This window comes from Pseudomonas sp. TREG-RG-20F-10-E-6-01 (assembly GCF_022662455.1).
Classification (GTDB): domain Bacteria; phylum Pseudomonadota; class Gammaproteobacteria; order Pseudomonadales; family Pseudomonadaceae; genus Aquipseudomonas.
In genome coordinates this window covers 443699-456697 of sequence record NZ_JAKNQP010000003.1, presented here as the reverse complement: position 1 = coordinate 456697, position 12999 = coordinate 443699, and the positions used below count along the sequence as shown (strand labels likewise).

Annotated in this window: 12 protein-coding genes; 5 read left to right on the top strand and 7 right to left on the bottom strand. The window is 60.8% G+C overall.

Annotation, left to right across the window (positions count from 1 at the left end):
• Positions 1-308 precede the first annotated feature (308 nt).
• Positions 309-1547: an acyl-CoA dehydrogenase family protein gene (locus L8K08_RS12380; protein ID WP_242197196.1), complete on the bottom strand. Its 1239-nt coding sequence runs from the start codon at positions 1545-1547 to the stop codon at positions 309-311.
• Positions 1548-1813: 266 nt separating this feature from the next.
• Between L8K08_RS12380 and sfnG the strand changes: the two genes are divergently transcribed.
• Positions 1814-2899 (top strand): dimethylsulfone monooxygenase SfnG, encoded by a 1086-nt coding sequence (sfnG, locus tag L8K08_RS12375; RefSeq protein WP_242197192.1) that lies wholly within the window; start codon positions 1814-1816, stop codon positions 2897-2899.
• Here the strand turns inward: sfnG and L8K08_RS12370 are convergent.
• A complete protein-coding gene (locus L8K08_RS12370; RefSeq protein WP_242197189.1) occupies positions 2883-3983 on the bottom strand; it encodes a GNAT family N-acetyltransferase/peptidase C39 family protein in 1101 nt (366 codons plus the stop codon). The two genes, sfnG and L8K08_RS12370, sit on opposite strands and share 17 nt — an antisense overlap.
• Positions 3984-4077: 94 nt before the next feature.
• Here L8K08_RS12370 and L8K08_RS12365 point away from each other — a divergent pair, with 94 nt between their 5' ends.
• Together L8K08_RS12365 and L8K08_RS12360 are read left to right on the top strand one after the other, a co-directional pair.
• Positions 4078-5664, top strand: a complete 1587-nt coding sequence (locus tag L8K08_RS12365; RefSeq protein ID WP_242197186.1) for a RimK family protein — start codon at positions 4078-4080, stop codon at positions 5662-5664.
• Between the two features lie 6 nt (positions 5665-5670).
• On the top strand, positions 5671-6609 hold the full coding sequence (locus tag L8K08_RS12360; RefSeq protein WP_242197183.1) for a magnesium transporter CorA family protein: 939 nt from the start codon (positions 5671-5673) through the stop codon (positions 6607-6609).
• A 633-nt stretch (positions 6610-7242) separates the two neighbouring features.
• Here the strand turns inward: L8K08_RS12360 and map are convergent.
• Both map and L8K08_RS12350 read right to left on the bottom strand, forming a co-directional pair.
• The gene (gene map / locus L8K08_RS12355; RefSeq protein WP_242197180.1) at positions 7243-7998 is read right to left on the bottom strand and encodes a type I methionyl aminopeptidase; all 756 of its coding nucleotides are present in this window, start codon (positions 7996-7998) and stop codon (positions 7243-7245) included.
• Positions 7998-8198, bottom strand: coding sequence for a ParD-like family protein (locus tag L8K08_RS12350; RefSeq protein ID WP_003190946.1), 201 nt, complete (start codon positions 8196-8198; stop codon positions 7998-8000). The genes map and L8K08_RS12350 overlap by 1 nt, the downstream gene beginning before the upstream one ends.
• Positions 8199-8470: 272 nt before the next feature.
• On the opposite strand from L8K08_RS12350, the gene ilvA reads away from it, so the two are divergent.
• A complete protein-coding gene (ilvA, locus tag L8K08_RS12345) occupies positions 8471-9493 on the top strand; it encodes a threonine ammonia-lyase, biosynthetic (RefSeq protein ID WP_242197177.1) in 1023 nt (340 codons plus the stop codon).
• 220 nt (positions 9494-9713) lie between these two features.
• Positions 9714-9977, top strand: coding sequence for a DUF1652 domain-containing protein (locus L8K08_RS12340; protein ID WP_145165664.1), 264 nt, complete (start codon positions 9714-9716; stop codon positions 9975-9977).
• A 90-nt stretch (positions 9978-10067) separates the two neighbouring features.
• Here the strand turns inward: L8K08_RS12340 and L8K08_RS12335 are convergent, their stop codons facing one another.
• The 3 genes from L8K08_RS12335 to xylB all read right to left on the bottom strand — a co-directional run bounded on the left by L8K08_RS12335 (position 10068) and on the right by xylB (position 12991).
• Complete coding sequence (locus L8K08_RS12335; RefSeq protein ID WP_242197174.1) at positions 10068-10337, bottom strand: DUF2790 domain-containing protein; 270 nt, start codon at positions 10335-10337, stop codon at positions 10068-10070.
• 221 nt (positions 10338-10558) lie between these two features.
• The gene (locus L8K08_RS12330) at positions 10559-11497 is read right to left on the bottom strand and encodes a carbohydrate kinase (RefSeq protein WP_242197171.1); all 939 of its coding nucleotides are present in this window, start codon (positions 11495-11497) and stop codon (positions 10559-10561) included.
• A 12-nt stretch (positions 11498-11509) separates the two neighbouring features.
• A complete protein-coding gene (xylB, locus tag L8K08_RS12325) occupies positions 11510-12991 on the bottom strand; it encodes a xylulokinase (RefSeq protein WP_242197168.1) in 1482 nt (493 codons plus the stop codon).
• Between the last annotated feature and the right edge of the window lie 8 nt (positions 12992-12999).

The following is a 12999-nucleotide window of genomic DNA, read 5'->3' as shown; positions in this document are numbered from 1 at the left end:
GTCACTGGCACACCGCCTTCGCGAGCAAGCCCGCTCCCACATTTGATTGAGTTCAGCTTCAAGGGTCAGGTCGGCTGTCGGGCCGCCTCGCTTCCGCTTTTGATCTAACCACTCAGGTCGGCTACCAGGCCGCCGTGCTCTGCTTTTGATCTCAGGCACACCCAAGCGTGAGCGAGGTGCCGAGCGGTGGGGCAAGAGCCCTTTGGTTACTTTGGGGCTTTTCCAGAGTGACCCGCCGTAAGGGCGGAACCTATCTCAGCCATCATCCAACCAACGGATATACCCCCAACCCTGAGCGATCAAAAAGCCTACCCCTTGGCCGGCCCATTCCCGATCTGCCACACAAACGGCGGCTCAGTCCCGTTAATCACCCAGTCCCCCACAATCCGCGCCTTGTAGATCACCGGATTATGCGACGACACCGTCCGGGCATTGCGCCAGTGGCGATCAAGCGCTTTACCCTGGCGCACATCCGACGCCCCCAGCGCATTGAACAACTCCGTGGTGGCCCGCTGCACCAGCGCCGACACCACCACCTGCGCCGTCGCCGATTCAATCTCGGCTGCCACATTCGCCTCCCGCTCGGCCACCTCATCCCCGGCAAACCGCGCCAGGTACGCCTGTTGCGCCGGCACCGCAGCCTTCAACGCACTGGCCTCGGCGGCATACACCAGCGCCGCCACCTCACCCACCACTTGTTGAACCTGCGCATCCTGGCTGACATGCGCGGCATTGCCGTGGCTGTAAATGCGTTTGCGACTGCGCACCTGATGAGCCACGTCGCTGAGTGCCGCACGACCAATCCCGGCCAGGGTCGCCAGAAGCACCAGCTGATAAAACGCGGTCTGGTACTTGAACCGAGTGGCAAAGTCGATGACGTTTTCCGCGTCCACCACCGCATCGGTAAAACGGCTGGTGCCGCTGCCGGTGGTGCGCTGGCCAAAGCCATCCCAGTCATCGCTTTGCACCACGCCAGGTTGGCGCGTGCGGGTGGCGGCGATCACATCCGCGCCGGTATCGCTGCGCTGGGCGTACACGTCGATCCAGTCGGAGAAAAGGCTGCCGGTGCTGTAGAACTTTTCACCGTTGAGTTTCCATTTATCGCCGTCGGGGCTCACCTGAGTGACCACCTCGCCGATGGCCACGTTGCCGATTTCGGTCCAGGCGCAGCCGACGATGTCGCCCTCGACAAAGCGCTTGAACCACAGGTCGCGGCCAGCGCTGGGTGGCGCATTCAGACGGTCCTCGGCGAAGGCGAAATGCCCGCGCAACGCCTGGGGCACATTGGAGTCGGCGGCGGCCAGCTCGATCAGCAACTCGAACAACTGCGGCAGCGACGCGCCGCCGCCGCCGTATTCCACCGGCACCCGCACGGCGCCAAAGCCGGCCTGCTTGAGCCATTGGATCGGTTCATAGGGCAGGGCGCGGGTCTGTTCGCGCGCTATCGCACCCGCGGCAATGCGCTGGAAGATCGGCCGGAAACGCGCGGCCAACGTGGGGTAATCGACACCCGTGGACAGCGGGTTGATGACGTGTTGTTCGGTCATGGTGGGCAGCTCCTTGGCAGTATCAGTCCTTGGCTGATTGCACAGTTCGTGCCGGTGGCTGCAGCCCGTATTTACGGGGGGAAGCAGCCCATCCACTGTTGCTCCGGCAACAGCGAATCGACAAATCGGTGTAATCCAAGACATCGACGGCTCAGCCTTCCAAGATTGGAATTTTTACCGCGATGCCCATGGCCAGGGCGTTTGCACCGGCCTGGCACGCTTGCTGCTCTAGCCCTGGAACATCCCTTCGTGCGAGGTACTGCCAGATGAGTCAGCAAGCCGTGAAATTTGCCTATTGGGTGCCCAACGTCAGCGGTGGGCTGGTGGTCAGCAAGATCGAGCAACGCACCCATTGGGGCATCGACTACAACCGCAAACTGGCGCAGTTGGCGGAAGCGGCCGGTTTTGAATACGGCCTCACGCAAATTCGCTTCACCGCCGGCTATGGCGCGGAAAACCAGCATGAATCCGTAGCCTTCAGCCATGCGCTGCTGGCGGCGACCACCACGCTCAAGGTGATCGCGGCCATCTTGCCCGGTCCGTGGCAACCGGCCTTGGCGGCCAAGCAACTGGCGACGATCGACCAGCTGACCAATGGCCGTATCGCGGTGAACATCGTCAGTGGCTGGTTCAAGGGCGAGTTCCAGGCCATCGGCGAACCCTGGCTGGAGCACGATGAGCGTTATCGCCGTTCCGAGGAGTTTATCCGCGCGTTGAAAGGCATCTGGACCCAGGACGACTTCACCTTCAAGGGCGACTTCTACCGCTTCAACAATTACACCCTCAAGCCCAAGCCCCTGGGCCAACCGGAAGTGTTCCAGGGCGGCAGCTCGCGCGCCGCGCGGGACATGGCGGCGCGTGTGTCGGATTGGTATTTCACCAACGGCAACACCCCGCAAGGCATCAAGGCTCAGGTCGATGACATTCGCGCCAAGGCGGCGGCGAATAACCATTCGGTCAAAGTCGGCGTAAACGCCTTTGTGATCGCCCGCGACACCGAAGAAGAAGCCCGCGCGGTGCTCGCCGAGATCATCGACAAGGCCGACCCGGAGGCCGTGAATGCCTTTGGTGACGCGGCCAAGCAGGCCGGCAAAGCCTCACCGGAAGGCGAGGGCAACTGGGCCAAATCCAGTTTCGAAGACCTGGTGCAGTACAACGACGGCTTCAAGACCAACCTGATCGGCACACCGCAGCAAATTGCCGAGCGCATCGTCGCGCTCAAGGCCGTGGGCGTGGACCTGGTGCTGGCGGGCTTCCTGCACTTCCAGGAGGAAGTCGAGTACTTCGGCAAACGCGTGTTGCCGCTGGTACGTGAGCTGGAAGCCAAGGCCGGGATCAAGCAAGTGGCTTGAACAGCACCACCGCCGCGCGCAACTTGTTGTTGCCAAAGCGGCACATGCGTTCGAACTCCCCGTGGCTGACCGGCAAGTGCTGGCAGTCCAGGGGCTGGCGGTGCTGGCTGTGGTCTACATCCGGGTCGTGCAGGTAGACGAAGTCGTCGTCGCAATCGGTGACCATCACCCAGTGTGGCGACTTGGAGCGGGTGAGGCGGTAGCTGCTGATCAACACCAGCGGCTGCCCGCCATCGCGCAGTACCTGCGGCAAATCCAACGCGCCGCCGAACACCTGCTCGACGTCGCTGCCGGCCAGTTCTTCTTCAAATGCTTCGTGCACCAGGCGCATGACGTCCTTTTTATGCTGGTCGCGCACGCCGTCCAGAAACAGCGGGCCGCGCACATTCACCTGCATGCGTACGCGAAAGCCCCGACGCCACGCGGCCAGGGCCAAGCCTTGCGGGCTGCAGCCGCCGTGGCCGGCGGTCATAAACACGGTGGTGGCTTCACGCCAGATTTGCAGCTCTTCGCGCCGGCCGGCCACGCGCGTCGGCACCAGTGCGCCCATGGCCATCAGCAGGCACGCGGCGCCACAGGTGAAGTCGGTGGTTTGCTGGTAATACGGCACGTTTTGCGGGCGCGCGTCCTGGTGCTGGACGATGCGTTTTTCCAGGCGCAGGGCCGGTGCATGGTCTTCGTAATAGTCATTGATCAGCGCGAAGCGCCGGTAGCTATTGCGCTCGTACAGGGCGAGGGCGCCGGGGTTGTCGGTGCGCACTTCCAGGCGCAGGTAGGCGCAATCATGCGCCACGGCGCAGGCTTCGATGCGCGAAAGCAGCTGCTTGCCCAGGCCCATGCCGCGCGCATGTTCGGCGATGGCGATGGAGTACAGGCGGGCCAGTGAGGTGCCGCGATGGAACAGCACCAAGGCGTAACCGAGCAAAACGTCGTCATTTTCGGCGACGAGCAACTGGCCATGAGCGCGGCTGATCATCCACTGGAAACTGCGCGGCGAAAGCCGGTCGGTGGTGAAACAGTGCTGTTCCAGTGCCACCAGTTCGGGCACGTCAGCGGGGGTTGCAACGCGAAAGGAAAGAGCCATATGACCGCCGTAAAAGTTGCGTAACGAAACGGGACTTCTCTAAAAGATCGTGCTTAATAGAAAAGGTCGAGTTCTCTAAAGCGGATCAAATATTATGTCGGCGGTACAAAGTCATTGGCGTGAAGTATCCGAGCAAACTGTCGCGGCGACAATAACTTCCACGGGTTATTTTTCTCCTCCCCTTAAAGGCTCCAGTCAAGTCGTGATTATTGTCGAACGCAAGGAAGATTGGGCCTCCTACTTTCCCAGCGAAGATATCGTCACCGCCCAGGAATACCTTGAGCAAACCCGCGAGAGCGAGACGGGCAAGCGCGTGCAGGTGATCAACCTGTGCCGCAGCTACAAATACCTGGGGCATGGTTATTACTGCTCGCTGTTGGCCGAGGCGCGCGGGCACAAGGTGATTCCGTCGGTGCGCACCATCAGTGAACTGACGAAAAAGTCGCTGTATGGCCTGTCGCTGGATGACCTGGATAAAACCCTCGATAAAGCCTTGAGTCATCACCTCTACAGCAATACCGAAGGCTTTACCCTGACACTTTACTTTGGCCTGACCAATATAGAACCGTTGCAGGAGTTGGCCCGTCAGTTGTTTGAAACCTTCCCGTGCCCGATTCTGTTAGTTGAGTTTCGCAAGAATAACGGCTGGCACATCGAAGGGGTCAAATCCGGCGTATTGCACAAGTTGCGTGATGACCAGGAAGACCAGTTTGCCCACGCTCTGGACAACTTCAGCCGCAAGATCTGGCGCCAACCGCGTTCACGCAGGCTGGCCCGTTACGACCTGGCCATCCTGCACGATCCGCAGGAGCAATTGCCGCCCTCCAATGCCCGCGCCCTGGAAAACTTCGTGCGGGTCGGCAAGGGCCTGGGCATCGATGTGGAACTGATCGAGCGCAAGGATTACTCGCGCCTCGCCGAGTACGACGCCTTGCTGATCCGCGAGACCACCAGCGTCGACAATCACACCTACCGCTTCGCCAAAAAGGCCGAGAGCGAAGGCCTGGTGGTGATGGACGACCCGGCGTCGATCCTGCGCTGCACCAACAAGGTGTACCTCACCGACCTGCTCAACAGCCACCAGCTGGGGATGCCCGCCACCGAGATTCTGTACAAGGAGCGACCGGAAGATTTCGAGCGGGTGGGCGAGCGCCTGGGCTTCCCGCTGGTGTTGAAGATCCCCGACGGCTGTTTCTCGCGCGGTGTGATCAAGGTGGAAAGCCAGGAGGCCTTGCTCAAGGCCACCGCTGAATTGTTCGAGCATTCGGTGCTGTTGCTGGCCCAGGAATTTTTCTACACCGAGTACGACTGGCGCATCGGTGTACTCAACCGCAAGCCGATCTTTGCCTGCCAGTACTTCATGTCCAAGGGCCATTGGCAGATCTACAACCACAAGGCTATCGGCCAGGACATCAACGGCGAATGCCGTACCCTGGCGGTCCACGAAGCGCCCAAGGCGGTGGTGGAGCTGGCGGTGAAGACCGCCAACCTGATCGGCGACGGCCTCTACGGCGTCGACCTCAAGCAGTCCGGCGACAAGGTGGTGGTGATCGAGGTCAACGACAACCCGAACATGGACGCCGGTATCGAAGACGCCTACCTGCAAGACGACCTGTACGCCCTGGTGCTGGAGGAGTTCGTGCGGCGCCTGGAGTTGAAGCGCCAGGGCCAGGTGTGGTGACGCGCGATGATCCAGCGCTTTGAATTGACCGGTGGAAAGTTGTGCGGCGCAGGAGGTGATGATGCGCCGATCATGTTGTTCAACAACCCGGACCTGGCCGAACGTGAATGGCTGCGCGACCACCACAAGCTGGATGAACATGCGCTGGCCTCGGCCCTTGACCCGGATGAAGTGTCACGCATCGAATTTCACCCCGACAACCTGTTCCTGATCTGGAAACGCCCGGAAAACTACTCCGGCGGCGGCAACCTGGTGTTTGAGGTGTCGTCGTGCGGCTTGTTGTTTTCGCAGGATCGCCTGCTGGTGATTGCCACCGATGAAACCCCGCTGTCGGGGCTCGGCGCGCGCCGGCCGCTGCACACGCCGTTGGATGTGCTGCTTGATTTGTTGCTCAACAACATCCACCACTACCTGGGCCACCTCAAGGTGATCAAGCTGGTTGCGCGCGAATTGCAGCAACAGTTCAACGCGTCGATGAGCAACCATCATCTGATGCAGATGTTCAGCCTCAGTGAGAGCCTGATCTATTACATCAATGCGCTGCACAGCAACGGCGCGGTGCTGTCGCGGCTGCGTAATCACGCTGAAAAAGAGCATTTCAGTGCCGAGATCCTGGGGTTGATCGACGACCTGATCATCGAAAACCACCAGTGCTACAAGCAGGCGGAGATCTATTCCAATGTGTTTTCCGGATTGATCGACGCGCGTGGCAACCTGATGAACAACAGCATGAACAACCTGCTGCGCAAGTTGACCCTGATTAACGTGGTGTTCCTGCCGCTTAACCTGATTGCCAGTGTGGGTGGCATGTCGGAATTCAGCATGATGACGGCGGGTACGGCGTGGTGGGTGTCGTACCCGCTGCTGATGGCCGCGATGGCGTTGGGGGCCGGCTTGATGGTGCTTGGGCTCAAGCGAATCGCGGGCGGGGCAAGTGTGGTGTGATGGGAGTACCTAGCCGTTGCTGCGGTAAGGCCCGCTTGGTTCTACGCTGGGGGCCTGCGTTCCACAGCGCATCACCCTGATGTCATCCGATCCAAAAATGTGGGAGCGGGCTTGCTCGCGAAGGCAGTGTGTCAGCTACACATGAGTTGACTGGCCCACCGCCTTCGCGAGCAAGCCCGCTCCCACAAGTTGACCGAGTTCAGCTGCCAGCACCGCAGTGCTTGGCTTTTCTGTGGGAGCTGGCCGAGTACACACGACACCCATCTACCTGATGCACAGAGATCCAACTGTGGGAGCGGGCTTGCCCGCGAAGGCGGTGGTTCAGTCAGCTCATGTGGCACTGGCACACCGCTTTCGCGAGCAAGCCCGCTCCCACAAGTTGACCGAGTTCAGCTGCCAGCACCGCAGTGCTTGGCTTTTCTGTGGGAGCTGGCTTGCCTGCGATGCAGGCACCTCGGTCCATCAGGTACTCCGGGTTGATGCCATCGCAGGCAATCCAGCTCCCACATTAGAGTGGGTTCAGCTTCCAAAATCAGGCCGCCTCGGCTTTGCTTGTGATCTAACCACTCAACTGCCGTCACCCCAAAAATGGGTATGCCCCAGCACCAGCCGCCACACCCACATCTACACGCCTCAATCCGTTACCTGCAAGGTAAGCACCTCAAACCCGTCGGCCGTTACCGCCACGGTATGCTCCCACTGCGCCGACAGGCTGTTGTCCTTGGTCACCACCGTCCAGCCATCTTTCAAGTCGCGCACCTTGGCGCTGCCCTGGTTAAGCATCGGCTCGATGGTAAACACCATGCCTTCACGCAACTCCAGGCCGGTGCCGGGGCGGCCGAAGTGGAGGATTTGCGGTTCTTCATGCATCTGGCGGCCGATGCCGTGGCCGCAGTATTCGCGCACCACGCTGTAGCCGTTGGCTTGCGCATGGCTCTGGATCGCATGGCCGATATCACCCAGGCGCGCGCCCGGTCTGACTTGGCGAATGCCGGCCCACATGGCTTCAAAGGTCTGTTCCACCAGGCGCCGCGCCTTGGGCGCCACGGTGCCGATCATGTACATCTTGCTGGCGTCAGCGATAAAACCGCCTTTTTCCAGGGTGATGTCGATGTTGATGATGTCGCCGTCCTTGAGAATATCCTTGGCGCTGGGCATGCCATGGCACACCACCTCGTTGATCGAGGTGTTGATGCAGAAGGGATAGTCATATTGCCCCAGGCTTGCCGGGCGGGCTTTGAGGTCGTTACGAATGAACGCCTCGACCGCGCTGTCCAGCTCCAGGGTGGAGCGGCCGGCGGCGACAAAGCCGTCAAGCATGTCGAAAACCTGGGCCAGCAGGCGTCCGGATTCACGCATCACTGCCAGTTGGGCGGCGGTCTTGATCATCAGCTGCGCCCCCGGATCAGGTCGGGCTTGTCCAGCAACAGCTTGTTGATCAGCTCGTTGTAGGGCAGGTGTGGGTTGAGTTCGGCGAGCAGGCCGATCTTGATCCAGAACTCGGCCTGGGCGTTGATGGAGCGGTCCATGGCAGCGCTGGCCAGGCGAAGCTGTTCGTGCAATTGGTCGGTGATCTTGACGATGCCCATGACGTTCACTGTGTGGTGTTGATATACAAAGCGTATACGTTTCGTATGCTGGCCGTAAACCCCTGCCGGAGAATGGGCGGTTGGGCATTGACGTGGCCGGTGAGTGGCGGTTAATTTCGTGACATGACATTTCTAGCCTTCCGCAGCCAGCCAAGCATTATTACCGCCATTCCTCATTTGGCGGGATAGCACACGGCTGTACCCAAACCCGCCCTCGAGGCGGGTTTTGTTTTTCCGTCTCAGAGCCCTGTAAAAAAGCCAGGAGACACCCCATGAGCATGTGCCCCGTCCCCCACACCGCTGATACGGCATTGCTTGAACACTATGTGAAAAAGATTCTCGCCGCCCCGGTATATGACCTGGCAGTGCGCACGCCCTTGCAAGCGGCACCGGCACTCTCGGCATTGCTGGGCAATCAGGTGTTGCTCAAGCGCGAAGACCTGCAGCCGACTTTTTCTTTCAAAATCCGCGGGGCGTACAACAAATTGGTGCAGCTCACGCAGGCGCAAAAGGCGCGGGGCGTGGTGACGGCGTCGGCGGGCAACCACGCCCAAGGTGTAGCGCTGGCGGCGCGCGAATTGGGGATCAAGGCAAGCATTGTGATGCCGTGCACCACGCCTGAGCTGAAGGTGCTCGGCGTTCGCTCCCGAGGCGCCGAGGCGGTGCTGCACGGCGAGAGTTTCCCGTTTGCCCTGGCGCATGCCCTGCAATTGGCCGAGACCTCGGGTTGCACCTTTGTCTCGCCGTTCGATGACCCGGACGTGATCGCCGGCCAAGGCACCGTGGCGATGGAAATTCTGCGCCAGCAACAGGGCGCGCTGGACGCGATCTTCGTGCCGGTGGGCGGCGGCGGTTTGATCGCCGGGATCGCGGCGTACGTCAAATACCTGCGGCCCCAGGTGCGCATCGTCGGTGTCGAGCCTGAGGGGTCCAGCTGCCTGTTGGCGGCGCTGCGCGCGGGCGAGCGCGTGGTGTTGCCCAGCGTGGACGGGTTTGCCGACGGCACGGCGGTGGCGCAGATCGGCGCTTATGGTTTTGAAATCTGTCGCGACTGGGTGGATGAAGTCATCACTGTCAGCAACGACCAGCTGTGCAGCGCGATCAAGTTGATCTATGACGATACGCGCTCCATCACCGAGCCATCCGGCGCACTGGCGGTAGCGGGCATCCGCAAGTACGTGGCGCAAAACGCGCTGTGTGGGCAAACCTTGGTGGCGGTGAATTCCGGGGCAAATATCAACTTTGATAGTTTGCGACATGTTGCAGAAAGAGTCGCAGCGCAGGGTTCAAATTAGTGCATAACCGTTTAATCAACGCTGTTCGCCGAGAATTTGCACGCAGTTCCCAGACTTATATAACCGCGCGTGCCGCTTATGAGGAAAAGTTACAACGAGAATGGATTTTGCCGAGTACGCTGGTGATTGTAAGCGTCTTCCAGGGTCGGTAAGACGTGGCAGACACGCATCTGCCGGACATAACAATCTGTTGGCAGTCTCATGAAAGGAGAGGTTGGCCATGCTTTCGGAATTAGAACTTCGCAGTATTATTGAAGGAAGTTTCCTGCCTAAACGGTGCGAATGCACCAAAGCCGAAGATGCTTCGTTGACGATCAAAGTCTATGACGACCGTGACCGCGACCGAGTGGATTTGGAAGTAAAAGGTATAAACGCTGACAAACTCGACAGCAGTCGAGCCATTTGCAACCTGATCAGCGGCTTGCGCGAAGACCTCAAGCACACCCATTCGCCCGCTCTGCAAAGAGTGGGAGGGCGCGGCTAGTCATCAGGCGTTGTGCGAGGTTGAGTCACTGGGGAACTGCGGGCCTGGTAGAGGCCAGGCCCAATACGGTTCTGTCGCCAGTGTGAAGGATCAATTCTGGAAATCGCAGGCTTCGGACATTTTCCGGTAGCCGACGTCTTCGACTTTGCCCGCGGTGTCGACAAACTTGATATCGGCGTTGATGACTTTGCAAACGTTAGTGTCGGTTTCATGCATCGCAATCACCGTTTTAACGTTCATCGGCATGCCGTACTGGTAGGGCACCGGTTTGGTCGCTGTGGCTTGGGTGTCTGCCTGGGCCAGGCCCGAGACGGTTGCCAGCGTCAATGCGCCGCCAAGCATCAAAGTGCGCAGTTTCATGGTAGTTCTCCGCAAGTGGGTACACCTTCACTCTCGGCTCGCGGGATTAACCATCGATTAATTTTGCCTTGGCTGACAAAACCTTCATCTTTTTTACCAACGCACGGTGTTGGCCGACATACAGCCCAACGCGTTGGATGTACCCGTCGCGGTCAGCAGGCTTTGCTCGCCCTGACGCTGACTGCAAGCCACGAAAATACGTGGCCTGCAGTCATGGGCAATCAGCCCAGCTGAGCGCGGTACGGCAAGTCCGGCCCGGTCTTGCTGCACGTCAGGGCGGCGGCGCGAATGGCGAAGTCGAGCATGCTGTCGATCTGCTCACGCGACAGCTGTTGCAAACCCTCTACCGAATCAAGCTGCTGCTCGGTCAGCCAGGCAATCAACGCCGCCTGGAAGGTGTCACCGGCACCCACGGTGTCGGCGATCACCACCTTGACCGCCGTTGCAGACCAACTGCCGTGCTGGCGACTGAACACCGTTGCGCCGTCGCCGCCTCGGGTCAGAAACACCAGTTGGCAACGGTGCTGCAACCAGCCTTGCAGCACGCTTTCCGGTGACTGGTCGGGGTAGAGCAGGTGCAAGTCTTCGTCGCTGACTTTGATCAGGTCGGCATGCTTGACCAACTCGCTCACGCGATCACGCCACAGTTGGATATCCGGCTGCGGGTTGAGCCGCACGTTGGGGTCCAGGCTGATCAGGCGTTTGCCGCTTTCGCGCTTGACCAGGTTCAGCAGCGTGTCGCCGATGGGTTGCACCACCAGCGAAAACGAACCGATGTGCAGCCCGCGAATTTCATGGCCCAGCGTGGGCAAATGCACCACCCGCAGCTGGCGGTCGGCGCAGCCTTCGCCGCGAAAGCTGTATTGCGGTGAGCCATTGGCGCCCACAGCCACCATCGCCAGCGTGGTCGGCGCGGGGAATTCCACCAGAAATTGCTCACTCACGCCCTCGTCCTTGAGCACTTGCAGCAAGCGCTGGCCGAGAAAATCATTGGACAACCCGCCGAACAGCGCGGAGTCGATGCCCAGACGGCGCAAGCCTACGGCCACGTTGAACGGCGAGCCGCCGGCAATCGCCTTGTAATTGACCTTGGACGCCTGACCGCTGGCATCCTCCTCGCTGAAAAAATCAAACAGCGCTTCGCCACACACCAGATACATAGTCGTTCGCTCTTAAAGGGTTGCCACGAGTTGTTGATAGCGCTCGTAAGCGTGTTGGTAGGCACTGACACTGGCCGCCACCGGCAGCGTGCGGCTGGCCGGGTCGACGCTGACGCATTTGTCGCACAAGCTGGCCAGGGACTCGCCGGACTGGCTCCACGCCGCCTGGATCGCCGCGCCCAGGGCGGCGGCTTCGCTTTGTTCGGTGCAGACGACTTCGGTGTTCATGATATCGGCGACCATCTGACGCCACACCGGGCTTTTTGAACCGCCGCCGATCAGGCGGATGCGCAGGCTTTGCAGGCCGGTCTGGCGCAGCAGGTCCAGGCCATAACGCAGCCCAAAGGTAGTGCCCTCGACCACCGCACGGCACAGGTTGGCGCGCGTCAGGTTGGTCATGGTCAAGCCGTGCACGCTGCCGGTGGCGTGGGGCAGGGCGGGCACACGTTCGCCGTTGAGAAAGGGCAGCATGCTGACGCCGTCGGCGCCAATCGGTGCCTGGGCGACCAAGGCGTTGAAGGCGGCCAGGTCGAGGTCGAACAATTCGCGTATCACGCCGGTGGCGTTGGTCAGGTTCATCGTGCAAATCAACGGCAGCCAACCGCCGCTGGAGGAGCAGAAGGTCGCCACCGACGCTTGTGGGCTCACAGTCGGCTGATCGGCAAATGCATACACGGTGCCCGACGAACCCAGGCTCATGGTGATCACGCCGGGCGCGATGTTGCCGGTGCCGATGGCGCCCATCATGTTGTCGCCGCCGCCGCTGGAGACCCTGGCGTTGGGGTTGATGCCCAGGCGTTCGGCGATGGCGGGCAGGATCGTGCCCACGCTTTGATTCGCCTCGATCAGTTCAGGCAGGGCAGCTTGCAGGCGGCCGCTGGGGTCGATGTGCTGAAGCAGCGCCACGTCCCATTCGCGCGTTCGCACGTTGAAATAGCCGGTGCCCGACGCATCGCCGAATTCCGCGACGGCGCGGCCGGTGAGCCAGAAGTTGAGGTAATCGTGGGGTAGCAAGATATGCGCGATGCGTGCGAACACGTCCGGGTGCTGCTCGCGGGTCCACAGCAGTTTGGACACGGTGTAACCCGGTGCAATCGCCACGCCGAGGCGTTCCAGGGAACCGCTTTCGCCACCCAGGTGTTGCAGCAGGCGGTCGTTTTCCGCTGCGGTTTCGGTGTCGCACCAGAGTTTGGCCGGGCGCAGCACCTGACCCTGATCATCCAGCAGCACCAGGCCGTGCTGCTGGCCGGAAACGCCGATGCCGAGGATGTCCTGGCCGTCCACGCCGGCCTGCTGCAAGGCGCGGTGGGTGGCTTCGGTAAAGGCGTCCAGCCATTCCTGGGTATGTTGTTCGCGCCGGCCATTGGCGCCGCTGATCAGCGTGTGCGCAGCGGCGCCCAGGCCCAGTACCTTGCCGCTTGTGGCGTCGAGGACGATGGCCTTGGTGCCTTGGGTGCCGCAGTCGATGCCAAGGTAAAGGTTTTGCTGGGTCATGGTGGAGT